Annotated in this window: 27 protein-coding genes; 16 read left to right on the forward strand and 11 right to left on the reverse strand. The window is 71.8% G+C overall.

The genetic code is table 11. The features are described 5' to 3' along the window. Positions 1-125 precede the first annotated feature (125 nt). The 5 genes from ABZ078_RS18385 to ABZ078_RS18405 all read right to left on the reverse strand — a co-directional run bounded on the left by ABZ078_RS18385 (position 126) and on the right by ABZ078_RS18405 (position 5,067). The gene (locus ABZ078_RS18385; protein WP_356576438.1) at positions 126-1,115 is read right to left on the reverse strand and encodes a malate dehydrogenase; all 990 of its coding nucleotides are present in this window, start codon (positions 1,113-1,115) and stop codon (positions 126-128) included. Positions 1,116-1,451: 336 nt separating this feature from the next. Next, positions 1,452-2,699, reverse strand: a complete 1,248-nt coding sequence (locus ABZ078_RS18390) for a DUF2690 domain-containing protein (RefSeq protein ID WP_356576440.1) — start codon at positions 2,697-2,699, stop codon at positions 1,452-1,454. Positions 2,700-3,120: 421 nt separating this feature from the next. Further along, entirely contained in the window at positions 3,121-3,657 is a 537-nt protein-coding gene (locus ABZ078_RS18395; RefSeq protein ID WP_356576442.1) for a helix-turn-helix transcriptional regulator, read from the reverse strand. Positions 3,658-3,746: 89 nt separating this feature from the next. After that, positions 3,747-4,223 carry a DUF3017 domain-containing protein gene (locus ABZ078_RS18400; protein WP_356576444.1) on the reverse strand — a complete coding sequence of 159 codons (477 nt, stop codon included), beginning with the start codon at positions 4,221-4,223 and terminating at the stop codon, positions 3,747-3,749. Next, positions 4,213-5,067 (reverse strand): bifunctional methylenetetrahydrofolate dehydrogenase/methenyltetrahydrofolate cyclohydrolase, encoded by an 855-nt coding sequence (locus ABZ078_RS18405; RefSeq protein WP_356576446.1) that lies wholly within the window; start codon positions 5,065-5,067, stop codon positions 4,213-4,215. The genes ABZ078_RS18400 and ABZ078_RS18405 overlap by 11 nt, the downstream gene beginning before the upstream one ends. A 256-nt stretch (positions 5,068-5,323) precedes the next feature. Here ABZ078_RS18405 and ABZ078_RS18410 point away from each other — a divergent pair, with 256 nt between their 5' ends. The 7 genes from ABZ078_RS18410 (at position 5,324) to ABZ078_RS18440 (ending at position 12,251) form a co-directional block, all read left to right on the forward strand. Further along, positions 5,324-6,094, forward strand: a complete 771-nt coding sequence (locus ABZ078_RS18410) for an RDD family protein (protein ID WP_356576448.1) — start codon at positions 5,324-5,326, stop codon at positions 6,092-6,094. A 275-nt stretch (positions 6,095-6,369) separates the two neighbouring features. Then, positions 6,370-6,975: a hypothetical protein gene (locus ABZ078_RS18415; protein WP_356576450.1), complete on the forward strand. Its 606-nt coding sequence runs from the start codon at positions 6,370-6,372 to the stop codon at positions 6,973-6,975. A gap of 153 nt (positions 6,976-7,128) precedes the next feature. Continuing rightward, the gene (locus ABZ078_RS18420; RefSeq protein ID WP_356576452.1) at positions 7,129-7,896 is read left to right on the forward strand and encodes an FHA domain-containing protein; all 768 of its coding nucleotides are present in this window, start codon (positions 7,129-7,131) and stop codon (positions 7,894-7,896) included. Continuing rightward, positions 7,893-9,461, forward strand: a complete 1,569-nt coding sequence (locus ABZ078_RS18425; RefSeq protein WP_356576454.1) for a protein kinase — start codon at positions 7,893-7,895, stop codon at positions 9,459-9,461. The genes ABZ078_RS18420 and ABZ078_RS18425 overlap by 4 nt, the downstream gene beginning before the upstream one ends. A 92-nt stretch (positions 9,462-9,553) precedes the next feature. Continuing rightward, positions 9,554-9,940, forward strand: a complete 387-nt coding sequence (locus ABZ078_RS18430; RefSeq protein ID WP_356576456.1) for a hypothetical protein — start codon at positions 9,554-9,556, stop codon at positions 9,938-9,940. 152 nt (positions 9,941-10,092) lie between these two features. Then, entirely contained in the window at positions 10,093-10,833 is a 741-nt protein-coding gene (locus ABZ078_RS18435) for an FHA domain-containing protein (protein ID WP_356576458.1), read from the forward strand. Then, positions 10,830-12,251 (forward strand): serine/threonine-protein kinase, encoded by a 1,422-nt coding sequence (locus tag ABZ078_RS18440; RefSeq protein ID WP_356576460.1) that lies wholly within the window; start codon positions 10,830-10,832, stop codon positions 12,249-12,251. Before ABZ078_RS18435 ends, ABZ078_RS18440 begins: the two co-directional genes overlap by 4 nt. Here the strand turns inward: ABZ078_RS18440 and ABZ078_RS18445 are convergent. The 3 genes from ABZ078_RS18445 to ABZ078_RS18455 form a co-directional block, all read right to left on the reverse strand. Further along, positions 12,229-12,708, reverse strand: coding sequence for a peptidoglycan-binding domain-containing protein (locus ABZ078_RS18445; RefSeq protein ID WP_356576462.1), 480 nt, complete (start codon positions 12,706-12,708; stop codon positions 12,229-12,231). The genes ABZ078_RS18440 and ABZ078_RS18445 overlap by 23 nt on opposite strands. 78 nt (positions 12,709-12,786) lie before the next feature. Then, positions 12,787-12,984: a DUF397 domain-containing protein gene (locus ABZ078_RS18450; protein ID WP_356576464.1), complete on the reverse strand. Its 198-nt coding sequence runs from the start codon at positions 12,982-12,984 to the stop codon at positions 12,787-12,789. Continuing rightward, on the reverse strand, positions 12,908-13,813 hold the full coding sequence (locus tag ABZ078_RS18455; protein ID WP_356576466.1) for a helix-turn-helix transcriptional regulator: 906 nt from the start codon (positions 13,811-13,813) through the stop codon (positions 12,908-12,910). The genes ABZ078_RS18450 and ABZ078_RS18455 overlap by 77 nt, the downstream gene beginning before the upstream one ends. Before the next feature lie 116 nt (positions 13,814-13,929). Between ABZ078_RS18455 and ABZ078_RS18460 the strand changes: the two genes are divergently transcribed. The 8 genes from ABZ078_RS18460 (at position 13,930) to ABZ078_RS18495 (ending at position 21,044) form a co-directional block, all read left to right on the forward strand. After that, positions 13,930-14,142, forward strand: coding sequence for a hypothetical protein (locus ABZ078_RS18460; protein ID WP_356576468.1), 213 nt, complete (start codon positions 13,930-13,932; stop codon positions 14,140-14,142). Then, the gene (locus ABZ078_RS18465; protein ID WP_356576470.1) at positions 14,139-14,504 is read left to right on the forward strand and encodes an ATP-binding protein; all 366 of its coding nucleotides are present in this window, start codon (positions 14,139-14,141) and stop codon (positions 14,502-14,504) included. Before ABZ078_RS18460 ends, ABZ078_RS18465 begins: the two co-directional genes overlap by 4 nt. Before the next feature lie 86 nt (positions 14,505-14,590). Beyond that, entirely contained in the window at positions 14,591-15,526 is a 936-nt protein-coding gene (locus tag ABZ078_RS18470) for a hypothetical protein (protein WP_356576472.1), read from the forward strand. Positions 15,527-15,609: 83 nt separating this feature from the next. Next, positions 15,610-16,092 carry a hypothetical protein gene (locus ABZ078_RS18475; protein ID WP_356576473.1) on the forward strand — a complete coding sequence of 161 codons (483 nt, stop codon included), beginning with the start codon at positions 15,610-15,612 and terminating at the stop codon, positions 16,090-16,092. A gap of 190 nt (positions 16,093-16,282) precedes the next feature. Beyond that, positions 16,283-18,124: a serine/threonine-protein kinase gene (locus tag ABZ078_RS18480; protein WP_356576475.1), complete on the forward strand. Its 1,842-nt coding sequence runs from the start codon at positions 16,283-16,285 to the stop codon at positions 18,122-18,124. 88 nt (positions 18,125-18,212) lie between these two features. Then, the gene (locus tag ABZ078_RS18485) at positions 18,213-18,938 is read left to right on the forward strand and encodes an FHA domain-containing protein (RefSeq protein WP_356576477.1); all 726 of its coding nucleotides are present in this window, start codon (positions 18,213-18,215) and stop codon (positions 18,936-18,938) included. Between the two features lie 5 nt (positions 18,939-18,943). Next, the gene (locus ABZ078_RS18490; RefSeq protein WP_356576621.1) at positions 18,944-20,311 is read left to right on the forward strand and encodes a protein kinase; all 1,368 of its coding nucleotides are present in this window, start codon (positions 18,944-18,946) and stop codon (positions 20,309-20,311) included. A gap of 103 nt (positions 20,312-20,414) precedes the next feature. Beyond that, the gene (locus tag ABZ078_RS18495; RefSeq protein ID WP_356576479.1) at positions 20,415-21,044 is read left to right on the forward strand and encodes a M23 family metallopeptidase; all 630 of its coding nucleotides are present in this window, start codon (positions 20,415-20,417) and stop codon (positions 21,042-21,044) included. Between the two features lie 56 nt (positions 21,045-21,100). Here ABZ078_RS18495 and purH read toward each other — a convergent pair whose 3' ends face one another. Next, positions 21,101-22,684 (reverse strand): bifunctional phosphoribosylaminoimidazolecarboxamide formyltransferase/IMP cyclohydrolase, encoded by a 1,584-nt coding sequence (gene purH / locus ABZ078_RS18500; protein ID WP_356576481.1) that lies wholly within the window; start codon positions 22,682-22,684, stop codon positions 21,101-21,103. Further along, positions 22,681-23,310, reverse strand: coding sequence for a phosphoribosylglycinamide formyltransferase (gene purN / locus ABZ078_RS18505; protein WP_356576483.1), 630 nt, complete (start codon positions 23,308-23,310; stop codon positions 22,681-22,683). Before purN ends, purH begins: the two co-directional genes overlap by 4 nt. A gap of 350 nt (positions 23,311-23,660) precedes the next feature. On the opposite strand from purN, the gene ABZ078_RS18510 reads away from it, so the two are divergent. Beyond that, positions 23,661-24,449 (forward strand): hypothetical protein, encoded by a 789-nt coding sequence (locus ABZ078_RS18510; RefSeq protein WP_356576485.1) that lies wholly within the window; start codon positions 23,661-23,663, stop codon positions 24,447-24,449. 31 nt (positions 24,450-24,480) lie between these two features. Here ABZ078_RS18510 and ABZ078_RS18515 read toward each other — a convergent pair whose 3' ends face one another. Further along, the gene (locus ABZ078_RS18515; RefSeq protein WP_356576487.1) at positions 24,481-26,673 is read right to left on the reverse strand and encodes a DUF6350 family protein; all 2,193 of its coding nucleotides are present in this window, start codon (positions 26,671-26,673) and stop codon (positions 24,481-24,483) included. Between the last annotated feature and the right edge of the window lie 58 nt (positions 26,674-26,731).

Below are 26,731 nucleotides of genomic sequence, written 5' to 3' on the forward strand. Positions count from 1 at the left end.
GTGTCGTCGGGTTCGTCCTGCACGAGCAGCACGCTGACGCCCAGCCATGTGCTGAAGGCGATGGGAGTGCTGAGCGAGGGGAATCCGGACGGGGCCTGCGGCCGACGCGGTGGGGGGGGTGGGGCTCAGATCAGGCCGAGGGAGCGGACCGCCTCGCGCTCCTCCTCCAGCTCCTTGACGGAGGCGTCGATACGGGTGCGGGAGAACTCGTTGACGTCCAGGCCCTGGACGATCTCGTACGCGCCGTCCTTGCAGGTGACCGGGAAGGAGGAGATGAGGCCCTCCGGAACGCCGTACGAACCGTCGGACGGGATGCCCATGGAGACCCAGTCGCCGTCGGCGGTGCCGTTGACCCAGGTGTGGACGTGGTCGATGGCGGCGTTGGCGGCGGAGGCGGCCGAGGAGGCGCCCCGGGCCTCGATGATCGCCGCGCCGCGCTTGGCGACGGTCGGGATGAAGTCCTCGGCGAGCCACTTCTCGTCATTGACGACCTCGGCGGCGTTCTTGCCGGCGATGGTGGCGTGGAAGATGTCCGGGTACTGGGTGGCGGAGTGGTTGCCCCAGATGGTGAGCCGCCTGATGTCGGAGACGGTCGAGCCGGTCTTCTTCGCGAGCTGGGTCAGCGCGCGGTTGTGGTCGAGGCGGGTCATCGCGGTGAAGCGCTCGGCCGGTACGTCGGGCGCGGCGGCCTGCGCGATGAGCGCGTTGGTGTTGGCCGGGTTGCCGACGACCAGGACCTTGATGTCGTCCGCGGCGTGGGCGTTGATGGCCTGGCCCTGCGGCTTGAAGATGCCGCCGTTGGCCTCCAGGAGGTCACCGCGCTCCATGCCCTTGGTACGGGGGCGGGCACCCACGAGCAGCGCGACGTTGGCGCCGTCGAAGGCGACGTTCGGGTCGTCCGAGATGTCGATGCCCTGAAGGAGCGGGAACGCGCAGTCGTCGAGCTCCATGGCGGTGCCCTCGGCGGCCTTGAGCGCCGGGGTGATCTCGAGAAGCCGCAGCTTGACCGGCACGTCCGCGCCGAGCAGCTGGCCGGAGGCGATGCGGAAGAGCAGGGCGTAACCGATCTGGCCGGCCGCGCCGGTGACGGTGACGTTCACGGGAGTGCGGGTCATGGCGTTCTCCGTATGACAGCTGGCGGTGGGCGTCCCTGTCCCGAGGGGTGGGACGTACAGATGATCGATCTCTTGGCGTCAAGATAGATCAGCCGTCAGGCTATCGCGCATCCGGGATCCCGGACGTCCGGGTCGGTGTGGCCCACCCCACAGAAGGGCCGCCACTACGGCAAAAGGGGGGCGGCCGCCCGGTCCGGGAGAGGGAGGACCGGAGCGGCCGCCGGGTGGGGGTACCGATTGCCGGACTCCCGTGGGGGTACGGTGCGCGTGCCCACTTTGCCGACGGCCATTCCTGCCCGCTCCGAAATCTTTTCGGCCTCGCCGCTCCCCCGCGTCCTACCGCGTGCACCCCTTCTGGCCCGCTGCCAACGTCGCGCAGGCCGTCGCCTCGCCGGCGTCCTTCACGGCCACCATCGGCGTGTACGCGATCGTGTCGCCCGCGACGGTGATCGTGCCGGTCTGCTTCGCCTTGCCGACCGTCACCACCACCTCGTCCCCCTGCGCGGCCTGCGTGATCCGGCCCCACGCCGCGCCGCACGTCTCGCTGTAGCGCACCTCGACCACGGCCGAGCCGACCGTTGCGGTCCTGGCGGTCGTCACCAGGTCACCGCTGCATCCCATGCTCTCCGCGTCCTTGCCGGTGCAGGAGGCGCCGCTGCACTTCACCCCGGCCGGCAGATCGGGGTCGGTCGTCACGGACGGCGAGGGCGACGCGCCGGCCTCCTCGTTCTTCGTCCCGCGGCCGCCGTCGGTGAGGTAGAACACCGCGGCGATCACGACCAGCACACCGACGACTCCCGCGAGGAACATCGTCAGCCGCCGCTTGCCACCGCCGCCGGACGCCCCAGGCCCCGGACGAGGGCCCCGCGGAGGCTCGCCGTACGGACTCGGCGCCCCCGGCACCGCTCCGGACGGCGCCGCTCCGGACGGCACCGCTCCGGACGCCGCCGTCCCCGCCGTACGACCACCCGTCGGCGACGGACCCCGATACCCCGCGACACCCCACGAGTTGCCGCCGGAGGATCCGCCCTCCCGGACGTCATCCCCAACGGAGTCCCGGACCGGGGAGTCCCGCACCGAGGAGTCCCGCACCTCCGGCGCGGTCGGCTGGGCCGGCACCGAGGGCGGCACGGTCGGCGCCACACCCGCCGGGCCCGCCACGCCGGGCGTCACCGTCGCGCTCCCGCCCTTGCGGACGGCCTTGGCCGCCTTCGCGCCCCCCTTGGCGTTGGCCGGCGGCGCCCCGAACTCGCCCAGCGCGGCGCGCGCCTGGGAGATCCGGATCGCCTCCATGGTCATGTCGTGGCGCATCTCCGAACGGCTCCACGCCCGTTCGGCGAGCTCCCACATCGTCGTCAGATGGATGGGATTGGTGCCCGTGACCTCGGCGAGCGCCACGATCGCGCCCTTGGGCGCGAGCAGCCGCCCGTTCAGATACCGCTCCCAGGACGTCTTGCTGTAACCCGTGCGGTCGGCCAGCGCCGCGATACTCAGACCGCTGCGGTCCACGAGCCGTCGTAGCTGGCTCGCGAACTCCCTTACCTGCGGGTCCAGTTCATCCGGCAAGTCCTTCCAACGAGGCATTGCTTCCCCCCTCTTCCCCCGGTTCGTGCTGGTGTTTCTCGCGTTCCCCCGCGCGTGGTGCCCTCCGCCGAGTCCCCGTTCTGGCTACCCACGGGGATGCGCCCGGCAAGGATCTCAGTTCCCGGGATGGGGGCGCGCGGGAGCATGGGGACCGAGGGCACGCGCCGTCGCACGCCCATCGGGCTGCGTCCAGTGTTCCACCGGCCTCCCCCTCCAGCCGAGACAACCCTGGCAGTAAGCCCTTGCAGACACTCGGGGACGCCCCGGACCGTCCCGATCGACCACGCTAGCCCGCTTGTCGGACGACTTCCTTGCAAATCCGCGAACTTGTCCACACATCGACACACAGAAATCACATAAACGATCACTCACGCCACATGCGCTGTATTCGGGCAAGTCCGACGCGACAGCCTCAACAGGCTCAGCCCAGCGCCACGGCCCCGATCACCGCCGTCAGCACCAGAGCCCCGACGAGCACGACGGCGACCATCAGCAGCCGGCTCGACGGCGGCCGCGGCTCCTGCGGCGGCGCGTCCCACCAGGGAAGGGTGGGATCGTCCTCGTACTCCTCGTGCTCCCCGTACTCCCCGTACTCCTCAGGCCGTTCCTGCTGTTCGCGCTGTTCGCGCTGTTCGTGCTGTGCGCCCTGTTCCCGTCCCGGCTTCGGTGGCACCGTCGCCGGCTTCGGCCACGCCCGCACCGCCAGTTCCCACCGCACGCCGAAGCGTTCCGCCTCGTCCTTCTCGACCCCCGCCACCCGGCACAGCGCGGCGACCGCCTGCCGGGGCGGGGGCTGGGTGGCGTTCAGGTAGCGCTGCCAGGAGGACTTGCTGTACGCGGTGCGCGCGCCCAGCGCGACCAGGCTCAGGCCCGTACGGTCCTTGAGCTGCCGCACCTGCTCCACGAAGTGCCGCACCTCCGGCGGCAGATCCTCCGGCAGCGGCTGCCAGGCACCCATCCCTCACCTCCGAACCAGACCCGATCGAGTGACGACTCCAAGCAGCGGCTTGGTTCCCGGCGGGCCCGGCTCGCGAGGGTGGACGTGCTTCAGTTCTCCACGGTGAAGTGCAGCGCGTCCTTCAGGAACGGGATCTTCAGCAGCGGGTCCGGCTGTGCCATCAACGCCAGCAGCACGATCACGAGGCCCAGCACGGCGTAGGTCACCATGTCCGTGAAGCGCGAGCGCACGGCGAGCATCCCGACGCTCGGCAGCAGCCAGCGCAGCACCGCGCCGGTCAGCAGGGCGCTGCCGATCAGCAGCGTGCCGACGCGGAAGACGTCGAGCGCGGTGATCAGCAGGCCGATCCCGACGAGGCCGAGGACGAGAAGGACGGGCCACTGCCGGGCGGGCGCCGGCGCGTCACCGGGCGCGGCCCGGCCGCCGCCCTCGGGGCGTGCCGTGTCCCTGGTGAACAGCGGGAACCGGCGGGTGGTCCGCCGGGGCACACCGCCGGCGTCCGGCGCGCTCACCGGGTCCCGGACCTCGATCTCCTCCGCGCTGTCGGCGCGACGCTCAGCCGACACCGCGCTCCGCCGCCTCGACCACGTTGACCAGCAGCTGCGCCCGGGTCATCGGGCCCACGCCACCGGGGTTCGGGGAGATCCAGCCGGCCACCTCGGCGACACCGGGGTGGACGTCACCCACGATCTTGCCCTCGGCGCTGCGCGAGACACCGACGTCGAGGACGGCCGCACCCGGCTTCACGTCCTCGGGGCGGATCAGGTGGGCGGAGCCCGCGGCGGCGACGATGATGTCCGCGCGCCGCAGATGCGCCGCCAGGTCCCGCGTGCCGGTGTGGCACTGGGTCACCGTCGCGTTCTCACTGCGCCGGGTCAGCAGCAGCGGCATCGGGCGGCCGATGGTCACACCGCGGCCGACGACCACGACCTCGGCGCCCTTGATCTCGACGCCGTAGCGGCGGAGCAGGGTCAGGACGCCGTTCGGGGTGCAGGGCAGCGGGGCCGGCTCGTTCAGGACCAGGCGGCCGAGGTTCATCGGGTGCAGGCCGTCGGCGTCCTTGTCCGGGTCCATCAGCTCCAGGATCCGGTTCTCGTCGATGCCCTTGGGCAGCGGCAGCTGGACGATGTAGCCGGTGCAGGCCGGGTCCTCGTTCAGCTCGCGGACGACCGCCTCGATCTCCTCCTGGGTGGCGGTCGCCGGCAGCTCGCGCTGGATGGAGGCGATGCCGACCTGGGCGCAGTCGCGGTGCTTGCCGGCGACGTACTTCTGGCTGCCGGGGTCGTCCCCGACGAGGATCGTGCCGAGGCCGGGCGTGACGCCCTTCTCCTTCAGGGCCGCCACGCGGGCGGTCAGATCGGACTTGATCGCGGCTGCGGTGGCCTTGCCATCGAGAATCTGGGCGGTCATGGCCCCCATCCTCCCGGATGACGCCCTCCCGGTTCCACTCGGTCCGGCCTCACCTGGCTCGCGCCCGGCCCGCGAAGATCCAGAAGATTGCATCTGCACAACAGCTCCCGCCACAGACTGGACAAAATCGCACCGTACCTAGAACGATGAACGGCGCAGTTTCGCGGATCGTGTTCGGGGGGCAAACCGCTCAAATCGTGAAGTTCCTCCGCGCAGTGCCGCATCGTCCCCGCATTCGCAACGGAGGAAACCGGCCATGAGCTTCGGCCAGCCCAACCAACCTTACGGTCAGCCCCAGGACCCACAACAGGGCTACGGGTACCCGCAGCAGGGACAGCCGCCGGGTTACCCGCAGCAGGGGCAGCAGCCGGGTTACCCGCAGGGACAGCAGCCGGGTTACCCGCAACAGGGGCAGCCGCCCGGTTATCCGCAGGGACAGCAGCCCGGTTACGGCTACCCGCAGGCACCGCAGGGCGTCCCGCCGCAGGGTGGCTACGGCTACCCGCAGCAGCCGGGTTACCCGGGCGGCCCGGGCGTTCCTCCCCGCGTCGCCTCCATGGGCCGCCGCTTCGGTGCCCGGCTGATCGACGGCGTGGCGTTCACGGTCATCTACTTCATCCTCGCCGCCATCGGTGTCGCCGGTTCCTTCAGCGCGGCCCAGGACTGCGACCCGTCCGCCGCCGACTACAACACCTGCATCAACGACGCCAGCTCGAGCATGGTGGCCTCGATCGGTGCCGTGGTCGGTGTCTTCGCGCTCATCGGCCTGCTGTACGAGTGGCTGATGGTCGGCCTGGTGGGCGCCACGCTGGGCAAGATGGCCGTCGGCCTCCGGGTCGTGAAGGCCGACACCGGCCAGAAGCCCGGCCTGGGCTCCTCGTTCATCCGCTGGATCATCCCGATCGTGGGCAGCCTCGCCTGCGGTATCGGCCAGCTCCTCGTGTACCTGTCCCCGTTCTGGGACAAGTCGGGCCGCCAGCAGGGGTGGCACGACAAGGCCGCGAGCACCATGGTCGTGCAGAACTGACCGGCGCCCGCCCAGCCGCTGATCGATTTCCGCCGGAGCCGACTGCCCCCTCAGGACGGGCAGTCGGCTCCGGCGCGGTCTGCCGGCCTTCCGCTCGCACACACCGCCACACACCGCGGACGAAATGCCGCTGGACAACCACGGGGCCCTCAAGAACGATGAGTGCCGCAGTGTCGCGGGGAGCGCCGGGGGGACGAAACCGCAGATGCAACGCCTTCCTCCGAACCGTGTCACGCATCGTCCCTGCGCACGAAGACAGACGGAGGAAGACCACCATGAGTTTCGGCGACCCGAACAACCCCTACGGGAACCCACCGCAGCAACCGGCCGCACCCGGCTACGGCTACCCGCAGCAGCCCCCTCCCGGAGCCCCGCCTCAGCAGCCGTACGGCGCATACCCTGCCGCTCCTCCGGTGCAGCAGCCCTACGGCGGCTACCCGCCTGCCGGTCCCGCCACCATGCCCGGCATCACCAAGGCCGCACGGACCATGCTGGGTCTGGTCGCCCTCGCCCACGTGATCATCGCCGGTGCTTACGTCTGGGTCCTCTCCCGGTGGGACCAGGAGATGTCCGAAGCGGGCATCAGCGGCGACAGCGAAGCGGAGCGCATCGCCGACGTGGGCAAGGGCTTCGTCGTCTTCCTGGTCGGTCTCGCCACGGTGTTCGCGATCCTCGGTCTCGTGCTGCTGCTGCAGTACGCCAAGGGCGGCAACGGCGTCCGCGTGTGCTCCATCGTCTACGGCTCGTTCGCCATCGTCACCGGCATCTTCATGCTCGCCGCCTACGGCCTCGGGCTGCTCATCATGATCGCCGCCGTCCTGCTGATCGTCTTCGCCGCGAAGCGCCCCAGTGCGGAATGGTTCCGGCGCCCGCGTTACTGAGGCGTCACAGGACCCGCACCGAAACCCCCCTGGCCAGGGCTCAGTTCCCGCCAATCCCACCCGAGGGCCGTGTCTCACCCGTTCGAGGGGGACACGGCCCCGCCGCGTCGCCCTACCCTGACGGGACAGCCGTCAGGCACGGGGAGACGCACCTTGTACAGCATCATCGTGGTACCTCCGCCGACCACGGAGGACGACAACCACCGCACCCAGATCCGGCTGGCGCCCGGCGAGCGGCTCGGCTTCGGGCGTTCGGCCGCCGACAACGACCTCACGATCGCGCACGACGGGGTCTCCCGCAGAGCCGGGGAGATCACCGCGCAGGGCGCCTTCTGGATACTGAGCAACCTCAGCCGGGAGCAGACGTACGTCGTCGAGAACCCGGAAGGGGCCGGCGAGCACATCAAGGTCGGGCCGGGGCGCCTCGACGCACCGGTCCCCTTCGAGTTCTCGCGGATCGTGCTGCCGGCGGCCGGTGACCTGCTGCCGATCGAGGTGTGGGCGCCGCGCCACGACTACCTCAGCTCCGAGGGCGGCCTGGACGGCGCGACCACCGCCCCCGCCTTCTCGGTCGACCGCACCAAGCGCTACTTCGCGGTCCTGGCCGCCCTGTGCGAACCCCGCCTGCGCGGCGAACCGCACGCCCCGCTGCCCACGGTCGACCAGGTCGTGGACCGGCTCCGCCCCAACTGGCCCGCCGCGTCCCGCGCCACCGTCCAGTGGAACATCGACTACCTCGCCGTGAAGCTGCGTCTCAAGCCCGGCCCGGAGACGGCGGACACCGGACCGCGGCTCAACGGCAAGAAGGAGTCACTGGTCTCGCTGGCGCTGCGCTTCGATCTCGTGCGGGAGGACGACCTGATCGTGCTGCGCGAGCCCGCGTCCTCGACGGCCCCGGCGCCCGGCCGGGCGGCCCGGTGACCGAGCCGTACGCCGTGCCGGTGCCGAAGGGGTACCGGGTGGGCGGGTGGGAGGTGCGGGAGCCGATCGCCACGGGGGCGTTCGGGAGCGTGTACGCGGGCAGGCGCGTCGGAGCCGGACCGGACCGGCCGGCCGAGGTGGCCCTGAAGTTCCTGCCCACCGGCACCGGAACCCCGCGCCAACTCGCCCACCTGCGCGAACTCATCGAGCGTGAGGTCGAGTTGCACCGCAGGCTGAAGCAGCCGCGGCTGATCCGGATGTACGAGACCCTCGTCGTCGACGACGCGGACCACCCGGCCCTCGACGGCGCCACGGTCCTCGTACTGGAGAAGGCGCAAGGGTCGCTGTCCGCGTTGCTGGCGCACACGCCGAGGCCGCAGGGCGGGCCGGCGCTGCTCGCGCAGATCTGCGAAGGTCTGGCGCAACTGCACCACGCGGGCTGGGTGCACGGGGACCTCAAACCGGCCAACGTGCTGCTGATGAAGGACGGTTCGGTACGGCTCGCCGACTTCAACATGGCGGCGGAGCTGGAGGGCACGCACGCGTACACGCCCGCCTTCTCGACCCCCGACTACACGCCGCCGGAACTGCTCTGGTCGGAGATCGGCGAACGCGGCCGCCGTATCCGCCCGTCGGCCGACGTCTGGGCGTTCGGTGTCCTGGCCCATCTGGTCCTCACCGGCTCCTTCCCGCTCCCCGGCGCCACGGCGACGACCCGCCGTGACGCGGCCGCCGCCTACGCCCGCGGCACCGACGAGCTGCGTCTGTCGCCCGAACTCCCGGACGTCTGGCGGGAGATCGCCCGGGACTGCCTGACCCGTACGCACGCCGACCGGATCGGCACGCAGGACCTGCTGCGCCAGGTGGAGGCCGCGGCGGGCACCGGCCGCTCGCCGCGCCTGCCGCGCTCCCTCCTCCCCCGCCGCCGCTCCCGCCGTACGACGATGCTGGCCGCCTCGACCGCCGTGGTGGCGGTGTCCGCCCTCGGCTACGGCATCAACACCTGGGCCGGGGCCGAGGGGGCCGGTGGGTCGGGCGGCGAGACCACGAAGGTCACGGCCGCCACCTACGGCGCCGCCGAACTCCGTACGGACAAGGGCGTCCCGGTGGCCTACCGCCGCCTCATCGTCGACGCCGCCCACGACTGCGTCCAGCCCGAGGTCACCCCCGCGCTGATCGCCGCCCTGCTGAAGGCGGAGAGCAACTTCGACCCGAACCTCTCCGACCCGTCGGTGGGCAAGGAGGGCGAGTACGGCATCGCCCGCTGGACGCCGAGCCTGCTGCGCTGGTACATCCGCGCCGACGGCGTCCCCGCGAAGGAGACCCCCAAGCCTCCCCTCACGCCGGCCGAGTCGATCCCGGCCGTGGGCCGCTACCTCTGCTTCATGGAACCGCGCCTGAATCAGACCGGCTTGTCCGGCGACCGCCAGGTGCTGCTGGCGGCCGCGTACCGGACCTCCACCAAGGTCGTGAACAACGCGGGCGGAGTTCCCCCGCAGTACCGCGACTACGCCGCCCGCGTCGCCCACTACCTCAAGGAGTACACACCGCCCGGCAAGAAGTGACCCTGAGAGTTCCGAGGTACCGCCCGTGGCCGCCCGGCGCCATCGTGGTCGTGTCCACCAACGGGGGTGGCAAGACCGGAAGGACACCGACCATGAAGCGCATGCTCGCCTCGCTGGGTGCGGCGGCCGTACTCGCCACGGGCGCCGTCGCCCTGACGCCGACGGGCGCCGCCGCGGCACCGAACGGCTGCTGGGGCAGCGGGCCGAACAACTCCCGCTACTGCCACAACTACCAGGGCGGCAACGTCATGTTCAACGGCGCCGTCGCCGGCTACCTCAACGCGGGCGACAACTGGTTCGTCTGCCAGAAGAAGTTCCCGGGCCAGGAGAACCCGCCGGTCGGCGACGCCCGCAACGACTGGTGGCTGTGGACCCAGGCCGACACCAACGTCAGCAACGGCGGCTGGGGCTGGTTCCCGGCCAACAAGGTGTCCGGGGGCGTGAACTACGGGGCGGTCCCGGGGCTGCGCACCTGCTGAGCGCCCCACGACCAGCGGCCTCCGGCTCCCTCGGGGGAGGGCCGGAGGCCGCGACGCGCCATGCCGTGCCAAAGCCTCGCTGCCGCGGTTAGGTCTCCCTTACCCTTCCCTGGGTTGAACGTTGAACTGGGGATCTTGAGGGGGACGGGTCCATGTACAGCGTCATCGTCGTGCCGCCGGCCTGCGGCAGTGTGGACGACCAGGTGCGGATCGCCACCGGTGAGCGGCTCCCGTTCGGCAGGGCCACGCCGGACGGCGGCCTGACCATCGCGCACGAAGGGGTGCCCCGGGTCGCCGGGGAGATCACGGCACACCGGTCCTTCTGGCTGCTGAGCAACCTCAGCGAAGACCAGACCTATGTGGTGGAGAACCCGGAGGGCGCCGGAGAGCACCTCAAGGTGGCGCCGGGCCGACTGGAAGCCCCCGTGCCGTTCGAGTTCGCGCGGGTGGTCCTGCCCGCCGCGGGCGACCTGCTCACCTTCGACGTCTGGGCACCGCGCCATGCCTTCCGCAGCGCCGACCGCCGGGGCCTCCCCGGCGCGGCCACGGCACCGGCGTTCGCCCTGGACCGCACCAGCCGGTACTTCGCGGTGCTGGCCGCCCTGTGCGAACCCCGGCTGCGCGGGGAGCCGCACGCGCCGCTGCCGGCGGTGGAGCAGTTGGTGGAGCGACTGCGCCCGGCCTGGCCGACGGTCAGCCGCTCGGCCGTCTACTGGAACATCGACTACCTGACCCTCAAACTCCGGTTGCGCCCCGGCCCCGACACCGCCGAACCCGGCCGGCGCGTCAACGGCAAGAAGGAGTCACTGGTCTCGCTCGCGCTCCGCTTCGACCTGGTCCGCGAGGACGACCTGGCCGTGCTGGCCGCCGACGTCGGCCAGGTGGCCCGATGACCGGCCCGTCGTCGTACGCCGTCCCCGTCCCCAAGGGCTACCGAGTCGGCCCCTGGGAGGTGCGCGAGCCCCTCGCGTCCGGCGCGTTCTCCACCGTCTACGCGGCCCGGCTCACCGGGGAACAAGGCACTGGGCAGAACGCGGAACTGCCGGGCCGGGCCGCCCTGAAGTTCCTGCCCACCGGCACCCGCACCCCGCGGCAGCTACGGCATCTACGCGAACTGGCCGAGCGCGAGGTGGAGTTGCTGGGCCGCCTTCGCGCGCCCCGGCTGATCCGCATGTACGACACCCTGACGGTCGACGACCCCGGGCACCCGGAACTGGACGGCGCCACCGTCCTCGTACTGGAGCAGGCCGAGGGCTCTTTGGACGCCGTACTGGAACGCGACCCGAAGCCGGAGTCGGGCCCGGCCCTGCTGGCCCAGATCTGCGAGGGGCTGCACCAGCTGCACCACGCCGGCTGGGTGCACGGCGACCTGAAACCGGCCAACGTGCTGCTGCTGGAGGGCGGTTCGGTACGGCTGGCCGACTTCAACATGGCGGCGGAGCTGGAGGGCACGCACGCCTACGCGCCCGCCTTCGCCACGCCCGACTACACCGCACCGGAGCTGCTGTGGCCGGAGGTCGACGAGCGGGGCACCCGGATCCGTCCGTCCGCGGACGTATGGGCCTTCGGCGTCCTCGCGCATGTCACCCTCACGGGCCTCTTCCCGTTGCCGGGCGGCAGCACGCAGGCACGCACGGACGCGGCGACGCGCTACGCACGCGGCACCGAGGAACTGCGGCTCTCCCCCGAACTCCCCGAAGCGTGGCGGGAGATCGTCCGGGACTGTCTGGCCCCCACGCACGCGGAACGCGTCGCCCGGATCCCTGACACCGGTGCGCTCCTGCGCCGCGTGGAGGAGGCCGCGGGAGCCTCCCGCTCGGCCCGTCTGCCGCGGTTGCGGCCCCGGCGGTGGCGGCGTCAGGTGCTGGTCGCGGCGGTCGTGGCGACGGCGGTGCTGGGCGGGACGGCGGTGACGTACGTGCTCCGCGACGATCCCCCCGCCGCCGCGGCGCCTCCGAGCTGCGAGAAGCCGGCGGTGTACGAGGACGAGACCCACGGCCGCGGTTACACCGCGGGCTGGAACAACACCTGGGACTTCACCATCAAACGGGGCGACGGCGGCAGCCAGGTCCGCGAGGCACAGTGCCTGCTCAGGTACCTGCACGGCATCACCGAGGTCGGCGAGGTGGACGGCGACTTCGGGCCGTTGACGCACGGCGCGGTCGTCGCGTTCCAGAAGCGGGCGGGACTGGACGCGGACGGGATCGTGGGACCGAAGACCTGGCAGGCGCTGCGCAAGGGGCGTGCCCCCGGTCCCGTCAACCAGGGGCACGCCACTCCGCGGTCGGCTAGCGCAGCCCGGTCGGCTTGATGTTGGGGGCCGCGGCGGCGAACTTCTTGAACGCGGCCTTGGTGCCCGGTCCGGCGATACCGTCGATCGCGCCGCCGTAGCCGTAGCCCCTCTTCAGCAGGCGCTGCAGCGCCTTCACCGTGTTGGTGCCGGGCTGTCCGTCGATCGCGCCGGTGTAGCCGTGGTACCTCTTGAGGCACTTCTGGAACGCCTTCCAGCTGCCGCTGCCGAGCTGCCCGTCGATCGCGCCGGTGTAGCCCCAGTGCTTCTTCAGGAACAGCTGGACCCTCTTCGCCTGCGCCTGGGTCAGGCCGAGGTTGTTCGTCGCGAGCGTGCTGATCTCCCCGGAACTCGCGGCCGGCTTCGTGACCGGCTCGGACGCCGCGAAGCCGGTACCCGCGGTTGCCAGGCTCCCGGCGGCGATCCCGACGACGGTGACGGCGCTGACGAGCGTCCTTGTCAGGATGCTTGATCGCATGTGCTTCCCCGTTCAACTCAGTGGTCGTTTGACACAGATGAGTTTCCGGGGGCACGCACGGGAGCGGTACCTGAATAGTTAGAGGGAGCGGATGAAGGCGGCCCAGGCGCGGGTGGGGAAGATCAGGGCGGGGCCGTCCGGGTTCTTGGAGTCGCGGACGGGGGTGATGCCGGGGAGGTTGGCGGCGACCTCGACGCACTCACCGCCGGTTCCGCTGCTGTAGCTGCTCTTGCGCCACTGCACGGAGCTCAGGTCGATGTTGCTGTTGGGATTCATTCCGGCTTTCCTCTGCTGCTGCCTCGATCATGGCCAGGGAGGCCTCCGGTGGCAGTGCGGCGGCCCTGAGCAGATCGTACGACTCGCGGTAGTCCATCACGAGGGCTGGAAAGTCGACGACTTGGCCGCTGTGCAAGCCTTCCGTGTATACCAGCGGTGGCGCGTCGTAGAAGGTCATGATCCGCGTCAGCCCTGTCATGAATGGGTGCACCGATGTTTCCGGGACGATCTGCACAATGGACCGCGTGGTCCTGGCCACCTCGACGATGTGATCCAGCAGTTCAGCCATTCCCGCAGGGGGCAGCACCCGTCGCCGGATGACCGACTCATCGAGGATCGCCCAGAACTTCGGCGGCGACTCCCTCGCGAAGAGCCTCGCCCGCTCCAGACGGGCCTTCACGACCTCCTCGACTTCGGCCTCCGAGGCCCGCGGCATCGCCGACGAAGCAACCGCCGCTGCGTACGCCCTCGTCTGGAGCAGCCCGGGCACCAGGGTGGGAGCCCAGTCCTCGATGGTCCGTGCCAGCTTCTCCAGGTCGGCGACGTCCGCGAAGTGCGGGGCGATGCCCACGCGCCGCGCCTTAGCCGCGTCTTCACACCGCCGCTGGAAAAACCCGTCCGTGCCGAGGCGCTGATCCACATGGCGGGCCAGATCCACCGGCATTCCCCGCTCCCCGCGCTCGATCTGGCTCAGGAACGGGATCCCCCGGAAACTCCCCTCCGCCAACTGCTCCAGCGTCAGCCCCGCTTGTTCTCGCTTGTAACGCAACTCAGCGCCATAGAAGCAGGGAACACTCACCGACGCGTCAGGGTCCTTCTTCGCAGGCACAACCACCACCACCATTTCCCAAGCTGCCGTGCGAACCCGAAACCTCTTTCACGGTACGCAACTCGACGCCACTCTGTGAGCGATCCACCACAGAACGCACACGGAGGCGTACCCCCATGCATCCCCACCCCCACCACGAAACCGACACCTGCGTCGAAGACCTCCGCACCGCCCTGGAGGCGAACGGCATCACGCTCCCCTCGCTCGGCGTCGACCTGCCGACCTTCGCCGGCGCGCTCCCCACGCGGCCTCTCATCGCGCTCGGAAACTGCAACCAGGCCACCGCCCGCGCGCTCGTCGCCGCCCTGCGCAAGGCGGCCGGCCAGTGACCGGACCCCTCTTCCTCGAACTGCTCGCGCTCCCCAAGGCCGTACCGGAGGTACGCCACGCCGTACGCGAGCACCTCGGCGCGTCCTGCCCCGAAGCCCAGCTCTGCGTCAGCGAGTTGCTCACCAACGTCATCCAGCATGTCGGCGAGGGCACCCAGGTGACCATCCGCCTGTTCCGCACCCCGCACGGCCGTACCCGTCTGGAGGTCACGGACCCCGACGCGCACGCCTGGCTGGTCACACGGCACGCGGGGCCGACCGACGAAGCGGGCCGAGGGCTGCCGCTGATCGACGCGCTGGCCCTCCGCTGGGGCGTCTGGCTGACCCCGGCCGGCAAGACGGTGTGGTGCGAAATGCCTTGATAGGACACGTACCTACAGAATTTCAGGTTCCCTCATGTGTACGTCTCCCCGGAAGCTGTGGCCACATCGGACCACGGGGGAGAAACGTGTCGAGGCGATGGGGACAGCACCACAGGAGACGTCGTGCGTACGCCGCGGCGTGTGCGCTCGCGGCCGTCGTCGCGGTCGTGGTGACCGGATGCACCCAGGACGGGACCACAGCCGCGCCCCGGGCGACGGGGCTCCGGGACCTCACGTACGTCGAGGAGACACGGCTGTCGGACGCCGAGCAGCGCCTGGTCCAGCTGTGCATGGAGAGCCACGGTTTCCCCTTCCGGCAGCGCGAGCGGCTCACGGTGGAAGAGGAGCGGCCCGTCGGCTACGTCCAGGACGACGTGGCCTGGGCGCGCGAGCACGGCTACGGCAGCCGGATCCGGGAGAAGACGGACCGCGCCCGGCGGGAGGACCCCAACCACCGCTACCGCGCGCGACTCCCCGCGACCCGGCGCACCGCCTTCGACACCGCGCTCGACGGCGGCCGCGACGCGAAGCAGCTCTCGGTCGACGTCCCGGGCGGCGGGACGATCCGCAAGCGGGTGGGCGGCTGTCTGGCCGAGGCAGAGACGAAGCTGTACGGCGAGCTGCGGACGTGGTCCCGCGCCGACGCGGTCGCCGGCAACCTGCGGCCGCTGTACGTGTCCGATCTGCTGAAGGACAAGCGGTTCACCGCGGCCGTGGCGGCCTGGGCGCGCTGCATGCGACAGTCCGGCCACGCCTACGCCGACCCCGCCGAAGCCCGGGAGGACGTGGGGAGGCGGGCCGCGTCCCGGTCGCGCGCCGAGGCGTTCCGGTTCGAGAAGCGGGTCGCCGTCGCGGACGCCGAGTGCGCCCGCGAGACCTCGCTCAGGGCCACCGGCAAGGCACGCGAGGCGTACTACGTCGACCGGCTGCGCGACCGTTACGGCGCGGACCTCGACACGTACCAGCGGCTGCGACTGCGTGCACTCGACCGCGCCGAGAAGATCGTCGGCCCTCGGGCCTGACGCGATTTCCAGTCTTCCGCCGCGCACGCGGCGGAGTGGCATGCCTCACCGGAGGCAGGCAGACACCTACAACGGAGGACCCCATGCGCAGAACAGTTGCGGCATTCACCACGCTCGGGCTGGCGGTGCTCGGTCTCACCGCCACCGCCACCTCGGCCCACGCCGGTGCGGTCTGCGACAGCAAGTGGCCGGGCCGGGACGGCATGGTCCGGGCCTGGCAGCTGGCCGACTGCAGCGGCACCTACCTCGGCGGGACCGAGAGCTACGACTCGGACTGGGGCAACAGCAGCGGCCCGTTCCAGGGCACGGACGAGAACCGCGCGACCTCGGTCATGAACAGCGGCACCTACGGCGGTAACGACGTCGTCGCCTTCTACCGGCTGACCGGCTACCAGCACAAGGAGGGCTACGGCTGTCTGAAGCCGGGCGAGCTCTACGTGGACGACCTGTCCCGCAACAAGTTCACGGCCGCTTCCAACGGGACTCGCTACAACATGGACAACAGGATCTCGTCCCACCAGTGGGTGACCGCGAGCGCCTGCCGCGCCGGGAGCTTCATCAGCTGAGCCGACTGACAGGTCCGCACACATGGTCCGCCGGGTTGCTCACCCGGCGGACCACGCCGCGTGTCCGCCGGACGAGGATGCCCTCCCTTGTCCTGTACCTCGGGGCCCCACACTCACTTTCGCGCGATAGCCTCACAGCAACTCATGTGCCGAAAGAGCACGTTGGGGAAGGAAACCAGTCGGGGGATCCATGACAGACCATCGGCGGCCCGGGCCGCCCGGCGCTCCGGCGTTCGATGACGGCACCCTGGAGCAGGCGGGCACAACCCCGCTACAGCCCACCGATCCCGGGCGTATCGGCCCCTATATCCCGCTCGGGCGGCTCGGCAGCGGCGGCATGGGGAGGGTGTACCTCGCCCGCCTCGCCGACGACACCCCCGGACTCGCCGCCGTCAAGGTGATCCGCCCCGAGTACGCCGAAGACCCCCGCTTCCGCCGGCGTTTCGAGCGGGAGGCCGCCGTACACGGCCGGGTCCACAGCCCTCGTGCGCCACAACTGCTCGGCACCGGGTTCGACGACACGCTGCTGTGGATGGCCACGCAGTACGTGCCCGGCCTCAACCTCGCCGACGCCGTCCGCGACTGCGGCACGCTGGGGCCGGCCGGCGTGTGGCGGCTCGTCGCGGACCTCGGGCAGGCCCTGTCGGCGCTGGCCGCCGCCGGTGTCGTACACCGGGATCTCAAACCGTCCAACGTGATCCTGTCCCTGCAGGGCGCGCACGTCATCGACTTCGGTATCGCGCAGGCCGCCGACAGCAGCGCGATCACCTCGACCGGGAACAGGGTCGGCACGCCCGCCTTCATGTCACCCGAGTATCTGCGCGAGGGGCGGTGCGACACCGCCTCCGACGTGTTCTCGCTCGCGGGGAGCCTGAGTTACGCCGCCACCGGGCACGCCCCCTTCGGGGACGGAACGGGCGTCGACGTGATGCATCGCGTCGCGTTCGAGGAACCGAAGCCCGGGGTCATGGCCGAACTCGCCGCCGTGGACCCCGCCTTGGCCGCCCTGCTGTCCGCCTGCCTCGCCAAGGATCCCGTGGGCCGCCCCACCCCGCAGCAGCTCACCGACGCCGCCACGGCCGCCGGTCACGGCCGCGCGGCCGTCTGGGACGAGCCGCTGAGCGCCCGGCTGCTCGCCCGCCGACGGGCCTGCGACGTCCTGGAACGTGTCGCCGTCCAGGAAGCCGTTCCACAGACCGTCCAGTTGCGTACGCCCTCGGCGGGCGCGGCCTTACCCGCCCCCGGCCCCGCGTCCGGGCCGCCCGCGCCGCCCGCACCGCCCGCACCGCCCGGGAAGTCGACCACCTCCGCGCAGGCCCCGACCCCCGAGGACGGCGGCGGGCGGAGGAAGCGGACGGTGTACCTCGCCGTCGCCGCCGTGCTCGCCGTATGTGCCGTCACTGCAGGAGCGTTACTCCTCACCCGTCCGCCCCTCGGCGACACGGCCTCGGCCGCGCCGACGGCAGTCGGTACCACCGCCCCCGACGACGCTCAGGGCGCTCCGCTGCCCTCCTCCTCCGCATCGCCCTCCGGCGACAAGGACGAAGATCAGGAGGAAGGCGGGACGAAGGAGAAGGAGGACCAAGCCGCCACGGGGGAGGCGTCGCCCGACCCGAACGCGCCCGGCGGCGACGCCGGCGGAGCACAGGCGCCCCCCACCGATGAATCCTCCGACTCCTCCGGCTCCTCCGGCTCCTCCGACGGCGACGAGAACGGCGGCAGCGGCGGCGGGAACCCGCCGACCCCCGCACCCACCAAGACCGCGACCACACCCGCCACCCCGCCCTGGATCTCCCAGTGCACGTACTACTCCGGCACGGAGCTCACCGTCCACGGAGACAAGGGGCAACGCGTGGTCCAGGTGCAGTGCATGCTCACCAAGCGCGGCTACAGCGTCGGCGAGGCGGGCGTGGACGGCCAGTTCGGCGGCGCCACGCTGGCCGCCGTGAGGAAGTTCCAGAAGGCCAAGGGCCTCGCCGTGGACGGCGACGTCGGACCCGACACCTGGGCGGCGCTGCGCAGTTCGACGTAGCCTCCGCGCTTCTCGTGCACAACACACGGCAATGCACGCAACTCCCCCTTATCCTTCCGCTAGTTCATCCACGGGGGAGGAATGACACATGCACAGCATCATCGTTGTGCCCGGAGGCAGCTCACGCCCCGGCGAACAGTTCCGTCTCGCGCCCGGCGAGACCCTGTCCTTCGGGCGCGGTGACCGTACCGGACTCACCATCCCGCACGAGGGTGTCTCCCGCGACGCCGGAGAGATCAGGGCCGTCGACGCGCACTGGACGCTCAGCAACCTCAGCGGCGGGCAGACGTACGTCGTGGAGAACCCGGAAGGCGCCGGCGAGCACGTCAAGGTCGCGCCGGGGAGGCTCGACGCGCCGATCCCGTTCGAGTTCTCCCGGATCGTCCTGCCCGCCGGCAGCGAGCTGCTGAGCTTCGACGTCTGGGCCCCGCGCCACGACTACCTCGACCGCCCCGGCCCGAGGGCCGGCGTGCCCACCGCGTCCGCGTTCCCGCTCGACCGAGGCAAACGCTACTTCCAGGTACTCGTCGCCCTGTGCGCCGCCCGCCTGCGCGGCGACCCGCACGCCCCCCTGCCCACCGCCGAGGAACTGACCGACCTGCTGCGGCCCAACTGGCCTTCGGTGTCGCGCACTTCGGTGCACTGGAACATCGAGTACCTGTCCATCAAGCTGCGGCTGAAGCCGGGGCCGGACGCCACGGCCGAGGGCGGTCCCCGCCTCAACGGCAGGAAGGAGCGGCTCGTCTCGCTCGCCCTTCGCTTCGACCTCGTACGGGAGGACGACCTGGCCCTGCTGGACGAAGGGGCCGCGTGATGACCATGGACACCTCGCTAACAGTCCCCGTGCCGAAGGGGTATCGGATCGGCGCCTGGGAGGTGCGCGAGCCCATCGCCTGCGGGTCCTTCGCCAGCGTGTATGACGCGCGCCGGGTGGACCCCGCCGACGGTCTCCCCTCGGAGGCCGCCCTGAAGGTCCTGCCCACCGGCACCCGCACGCCACGCCAACTGCGCCACCTCCAGGAACTCGCCGAGCGCGAAACGGAGTTGCTGCGCCGCCTCCAGCGCCCCCGCCTGATCCGCATGTACGACGCCCTGACCGTCGACGACCCGGACCTGCCCCACCTCGACGGCGCCACCGTGCTCGTACTGGAGCGCGCGGAAGGCTCCCTGGACCAGCTGCTCGCCCGGCGGAGCGAGCGGCGGACGTCGGGCGGTCGTGCCGTCGCCGTGCCCGCGGGCCCCTCGCTGCTCGCCCAGATCTGCGAGGGCCTCGCCCATCTCCACCACGCCGGGTGGGTCCACGGTGACCTCAAGCCGGCCAACGTCCTGCTCATGGCCGACGGTTCGATCCGGCTGGCGGACTTCAACATGGCCGCCGAACTGGAGGGCACCCACGCCTACGCGCCCGCGTTCGCGAGCACCGACTACTCCCCGCCGGAGCTGCTGTGGGCCGAGGTCGGTGAGCAGGGGCACCGTATCCGGCCGACCGCCGACATCTGGGCCTTCGGCGTGCTGGCCCACGTCGTCCTGACCGGCGGCCCTCCGCTGCCCGGCGCGACACCGGGCGCCCGCAGGGACGCGGCGCTGCGCTACGCCGACGGCCGCGCGGAGCTGCGTCTGTCGCCGGAGCTCCCCGGCGCATGGCGGCAGATCGTCGCCGACTGCCTCGCCCCCACGCACGCCGCCCGCGCCCCGCACACCGCCCAGTCCCTGCTCCGCCGCGTCGAGTCCGCGGCGGGCGCCGTCCGCTCCCCACGGCTGCCCCGGCTGCGGCCACGGCGCGGCCCGCACTCCGCCGTCCTCGGCTCACTGGCCGCCGTCGCGGTAGGGGCGCTGGCCACCGCCGGCGTCCTCGCCCTGCGCGAGCCCGCGCCCCAGGGGTACGCCCGCTGCGACCGCGGTGACGTCTGCTTCTTCACGGAGGCGGACGGGCAGGGCGAGATGTGCGCCTGGTACGACTACGACGACGACTGGACCGGCGGGATCATCACCTGCGACTGGGCCGGCACGACGAAGCCCAGGTCCGCCTTCAACAACGGCTACGAAGGCGATCCGCTCGACGACGTCCGGCTGTTCGGCAAGACCCGCCGGGAGGAGGCGATCGGGTGCGTCCAGTCCAACGCCAAGGTCAACTTCCAGGACGGCGGTCTGCTCGTCCGCTCCCACGAATGGGTGCCGGACTGCTGATGCCCTACAACTCTGCAGGTTCCCCGGCGGCGCTGTTTTCCGGACGATCGGTGCGTCCGGTCATGGCAAGGCCATGACAGTCAAGGAAAACGGGGGAACCACCATGGAGACACGTGGGTTCGGCCGCCGCAGGACCACCAAGACCCTCGCGTCCGCCGCGCTGACACTGGCGGTGGGCGTGGGGCTCGGCACCGGGACGTCGTACGCCGGCGCACCGGCACCGGCACCGGCACCGGTCTCGGCAGCGGACGGCATGGCCGCGGCGGCCAAGCCGAAGTTCCAGATGCCGTTCAAGTGCGACACCCGCTGGCGGATCGACACCTGGGGGCACAACCCCGCCGTGGACATCGTGGTGAAGGGCAACACCGGGTCCAGTGGCAAGCCGGTCCACCCCGGCTACAAGGGCACGGTCGTCCAGACCTTCTGGGACCGGGGCGCCGGCAACGTGATCATCATCAGCCACGGCAGCGGCTGGTACACGGCGTACTACCACCTGAAGGAGAAGCACGACAAGTACGTCCAGAAGGGCGACGGCGTCGGCGCGAAGACGCTGATCGGCCACATCGGCGCCACCGGCGGCAACAGCGGTGACTGGGCGCACCTGCACTACGAGCAGCGGTACCGGACGGACGGCATTCCGACCGAGGCCCACCGCAAGCCCGTGCACTTCAACGGCGTCAAGTACACGGGCGCCGCCGAGACCTGGAAGGACGTCAAGAGCAGGAACTGCTGAGACGGCGCGGAGGGCGCGCGCCGTGCGTACGGCGCGCGCCCCTCACCCGGGACGGCTCAGTGGAAGAAGTGCCGCGTCCCGGTGAAGTACATCGTGATGCCCGCCTTCTTCGCGGCCTCGACCACCAGCTCGTCGCGGACCGAACCGCCGGGCTGGACGATGGCCTTGACCCCGGCCTCGCTCAGCACGTCGATGTTGTCCGGGAACGGAAAGAAGGCGTCCGAGGCGACGTACGAGCCGCGGGCGCGCTCGGCGCCGGCCCGCTCGACGGCCAGCTTGCAGGAGTCGACGCGGTTGACCTGCCCCATGCCGACGCCCACCGACGCACCGTCCTTCGCGAGGAGGATGGCGTTGGACTTGACGGCCCGGCACGCCTTCCAGGCGAACGCGAGATCCGCCAGCTCCTCGGCGCCGAGCGCCTCGCCCGTGGCGAGGGTCCAGTTGGCCGGGTCGTCGCCGTCGGCCTGGAGGCGGTCGGTGACCTGGAGGAGGACGCCGCCGTCGACGGGCTTGACCTCGACGGGGTTGCCGGGGCCCTCGGGGCAGCGCAGGACCCGGATGTTCTTCTTCTTGGCCAGGGCCTCCAGCGCGCCGTCCTCGTAGTCGGGCGCGACGATGACCTCGGTGAAGATCTCGGCGACCTGCTCGGCCATCTCCTTGGACACCGGGCGGTTGACCGCGATGACGCCGCCGAAGGCGGACAGCGGGTCGCAGGCGTGCGCCTTGCGGTGGGCCTCGGCGACGTCGGCGCCGATCGCGATGCCGCAGGGGTTGGCGTGCTTGATGATCGCGACGCAGGGCTCGGCGTGGTCGTACGCGGCACGGCGGGCGGCGTCCGTGTCCGTGTAGTTGTTGTACGACATCTCCTTGCCGTGCAGCTGCTCGGCCTTGGCCAGGCCGCCGCCACTGCCGTCGACGTAGAGGGCGGCCGACTGGTGCGGGTTCTCGCCGTAGCGGAGGGTGTTCTCGCGCTGCCAGGTCGCGCCGAGGAAGTCGGGGAACTCGGAGTCGTCGACGGGAGCGTAGGAGGAGGCGAACCAGCTCGCGACGGCCACGTCGTACGCCGCCGTGTGCTGGAACGCCTCGGCCGCGAGCCGCTTGCGGGTGGTGAGGTCGAAGCCGCCGTCGCGGACGGCCGCGAGGACGTCGGCGTAGCGCGCCGGGCTGGTCACGACCGCCACGGACGGGTGGTTCTTGGCGGCGGCGCGCACCATGGAGGGGCCGCCGATGTCGATCTGCTCGACGCACTCGTCGGGGGTGGCCCCGGACGCGACGGTCTCGCGGAACGGGTAGAGGTTGACGACGACGAGGTCGAACGGCTCGACGCCCAGCTCGGCCAGTTGCCGCCGGTGGTCCTCCAGGCGCAGGTCGGCGAGGATGCCGGCGTGCACGCGCGGGTGCAGCGTCTTGACGCGGCCGTCCAGGCACTCGGGGAAGCCGGTGAGCTCCTCGACCTTGGTGACGGGGACGCCGGCGGCGGCGATACGGCCGGCGGTGGACCCGGTGGAGACGAGCTCCACGCCCGCCTCGTGCAGCCCGCGCGCGAGGTCTTCGAGACCGGTCTTGTCGTAGACGCTGACGAGCGCGCGACGGATGGCCCGCTTGGTGCTCTCGGCCGTGACAGTGCTGTCGGCGGTCACTGGATAACTACCTTTCGTCCCTCAATGCGATAGCCGTTGCGGGCGAGCCGCCCCACGACATCGACGAGCAGCCTTCGCTCGACTTCCTTGATGCGCTCGTGCAGAGCGCTCTCGTCGTCCTCGTCCCGGACCTCGACCACGCCCTGAGCGATGATCGGCCCGGTGTCGACGCCGTCGTCGACGAAGTGGACGGTGCAGCCCGTGACCTTGGCGCCGTACGCGAGGGCGTCGCGGACGCCGTGGGCGCCGGGAAAACTGGGGAGCAGGGCCGGATGGGTGTTCACGAACCGGCCGCCGAAGCGCGCGAGGAACTCCTTGCCCACGATCTTCATGAACCCGGCGGAGACGACGAGGTCGGGCTGGTGGGCGGAGACGGCCTCCGCGAGGGCCATGTCCCACTCCTCGCGGCTGCCGTAGTCCTTGACCTTCCGCACGAAGGTCGGCAGTCCGGCGCGCTCGGCGCGCGCGAGTCCCTCGATGCCCTCGCGGTCGGCGCCCACGGCCACGATCTCGGCGCCGTACGCCTCGGGGCCGACGGCGGCGATCTCGTCGAGCAGCGCCTGAAGGTTGGTGCCGGATCCGGAGACCAGCACGACGAGGCGCTTGGCCACGGGCTTGGCGGCCACGGCGGGGCCCTTTCTCGGGGGTGCGTTCTTCGTGCGGCCGGCGGCATGGACGTGCACGGGTCACCGTTTGTACGTTCATACGAATGCATCGCGCCCCGGGATACGGGGAAGTCTACGAAGCAGCCGACCGTCAGCAACGATACCGGCACACCGGGCGGCCCCCATGGGACGGGGGCGTGGCCGGAAGGTAGCGTCTGCGGGGAGCGGGCTCGGGAACGCGGTCGGTGTGCGGTGCGTTCACGAAGTGACAGCTCAACGCGAGACAGCCGGGCCGACTGCCGTAGGCAGCCGTGCCCACAGGCCGAACGCAGTCGTATCCAGCCGTTCCACAAGGGGAAGACGCTCACTTGATGCCGGACCGCAGCCTGCGACTCCTCACGCTCCCCCCGCAGTCGGTGCAGGGAGGGGAGCACAGCGGCGTGCTGCTGCGGGAGCGCCCCGCCTCGCCGCCCGACGCGCCCTCGGGCGGGCAGAACGGCGATGCGCGCGGCCGCGGCGGCCCGGCGCAGCAGGACAACCCCTTCGCCCCGCCGCCCGAGGGCACGCCGGATCGCCCGTGGCAGCCGCGTCGCCCGACGGGCGAGGACGGCTCGCAGGGCTCGGGTGACGGTGACGGCCGCTCGCCCTGGGGCAGCCAGTGGAGCGACCGCCAGCCGGGCCGCTCCCCCGACGGCTTCGGCGAGCGCCCGCGCGGCGGTCAGGACGGTCCCGGAGGAGGCGGCCCTGGCGCGGGCATGCGCTGGGACCCCACCGACCCCGCGCAGCGCCGTGCGCGGTACGCCCTGCTCTCCGGTATGTGGGCCTTCTTCTTCGCCCTGTTCAGCTGGCCGTACGTGGCCCTGCTGCTGGGCGCGCTGGCGCTGTACTGGGGCGTCACCAGCCTCCGCGCCAAGCCCCGCACCCCCGACCCGGACGCCCCGGCGCCCCGTACCACGGGGCGCCCCCAGACCACCGCCGCGGTCAGCGGCCTGGTCACGGCGTCCCTCGCGATCGCGGTGGTCGCCGCCGGGTTCACGGCGCAGATGGTCTACCGCGACTACTACACGTGCACGAACGACGCGCTGACCAATGAGGCCAAGCAGGCGTGCAACGAGCTTTTGCCGCAGGAGCTGCGGGGGGTCTTGGGGACGACCGACTGAGGCGTGCGGGTTCGGCCTGTGGGCCGGGCTGCTACTTGGGGGACGTGTCCGCTTTCGCGTCCGGGGCGTCTGAGTCCTTCGGGGCGTTCGGTTCGATCTGGTCGTCCCGATCCTCTGTAACCTTCGAGGCTGTGGGGGCCTCCGGGGCATCTGCGGTCACCGGGCCCTCTGAGGCCGGTGGTGCCTGCGCCGCCGAAGGTTCCGGTGTCTCTGAAGCTCGCTGCGCCCCCGTAGCTCCCGGCGCCTCTGAAGCCCCCGGCGCCTCTGAAGCTCCCGGCGCCTTTGAAGCTCCCGGCGCCTTTGAGGTGTCCGTCACCTCCGAGGCCGGCGGCGGCTCCGGTGGGGAACCGGTGGATGAGAAGTCGTGCGGCTCGAAGGTGGTGTCGTGGTCGTACTCCAGATACGGGATCTCCTGCTCGGACGCCTCGCCCGCGGCATCCTGGGCGTGCGCCTGGAGCCGGGCGCCCTTGTCGTGCGCCGTGGAGCGAACCTCCTCGGCGTTGCCCTGCCCCGGCCTCGCCCGCTCCCGCGCCGACGCCCTGATCGGTGCCTCCTGGTCGTAGACCGAGCGCCCCGTCCTCGACTCCGTCGACGCCTCCATGCCCTCCCCTGACGCCGCCCGCGCCAGCCACCCGCCGATCAACGGCAGCCGCTCCCGAAGCCGGCGCCCGCCCTCGCCCGGGCCGCTCTCCTCCGGCGCCTCCGCACGGGGCCTGCCGATCCGAGCCCCCTGCGCCTCGGTTCCCTGCGCCTCGGTCACCTGGCCCGCCCCCAGCCCCCGCACCGCTCGGGACCGCCACCACCGCGCCACCACAGCCACCGGAACCGCGACCACCGCGACCCAGCCCAGCGTCGCCGCCCCGGCCTGCCACCACACCGGTCCGAACCGCGCCAGCACCCCGACCCCCAGCGGCCCACCCGACAGCGCGGCCAGCACGGCGACCAGGACCGCGCAGGACACGGAAGCCTGCGCGGCGACCACCGCCGTACGTCCACTCGCCCAGACGACAAGGGGCGTTTGCGCGGGCTGAGAGCGGGGCTTCGCCGCTTCTTGACCGCCCCTGGTCCGAGGCCCGCCGGAGGCCCGGCCACCTTTGGTCCGAGGCCCGTCAGGTGCCCGCCCGCCCGTCGTCCGAGACCCGTCTGACGCCGACCCGCCCGCCTGCCGAGAGCCCCCGCCCACCGCCACCCCGGCGACGAACCACCCCACCACCACCCCGGCCACCACCGGCACCGCCCCGACGCCCCACTGCACCGGCGCTCCGACCCCCGCTCCCGGTACCGCCTCCAGCAACGGAAACGGCGGCAGCAACGGCGCTGGGGCCGAGGACGCCGGCCCCACCACATGTCCCACCCCGAGCACGAAGCCCGGCCCGAGGGCGTACGACGCCGCCCACACCGCCGCGTTCGGCACCAGCGACACACACAGCAGCAGCACCGCGAACCGCCCCGACCACCCCTCCGTCAGGTGCAGGAACGACGCCCGCGCCGCCCCGCCGTGCCACACCAGCGACCCGCCCACCAGCAGCGCCCCACCTCCGACGAGCGCCGCCGCGCCGGCCCCCGCGGCCCGCGCCGCGACACCGAGCCGGGCACGCGCCCGCACGCCGGGCACCAGTCGCCGCACCCGCCGCGGCAACGCGACCAGCACGCCCTCCACCACCTCGGGCGGCCGCCCGCACGCCGTCCACACGCCCGCCCCGGCCGCCCCCATCACGAGCAGCGGCACGAACGACCCGGTCCACAACCACGCCGGCCGCAGATCACCCCCCGTGGCGTACACCGCGGCCCCGACCCCGACCCCGAGGTACCCGAGCACGACGCCGGCCCACGCCGTGCGCCCCGACACCAGCGGCTCCCCGTCACCGCCGTCCGCAGCCTGGTCCCGCGCCGCCCGGTGCACGAGCCACACCGGCAGCATGAGCAGCAGCAACGGTGTGACGCCGACCGGCGCGGGGACACCGGAGAGCGTGTCGGTGCGGACCAGTTCGGCGCCGTGCGCCAGCAGCCACAGCACGGCGGCGATCCGCAGCGCGCCTCCCGGTCCGCTGTCCGGGTACGGCGAACTGACCCACAGCACCATCACCAGTACGGCGAACACACCCAGCCCCAGACCCGCCGCCACGGCGCCGCTCAGGAGACTGGCGCCCAGTCCGGGCGAGCGGTGGCGCATGCGCGTGAGCAGGGGCGTACGGCGAGCGGTCATCTCGATCACGACCGCCATGCTCCCAACGACACGCGCTTTTCCGTCGTAACGGGCAAAGCTCCGATGTGTCGCTCAA

It is taken from the genome of Streptomyces sp. NPDC006385 (assembly GCF_040612485.1).
Lineage (GTDB): Bacteria > Actinomycetota > Actinomycetes > Streptomycetales > Streptomycetaceae > Streptomyces.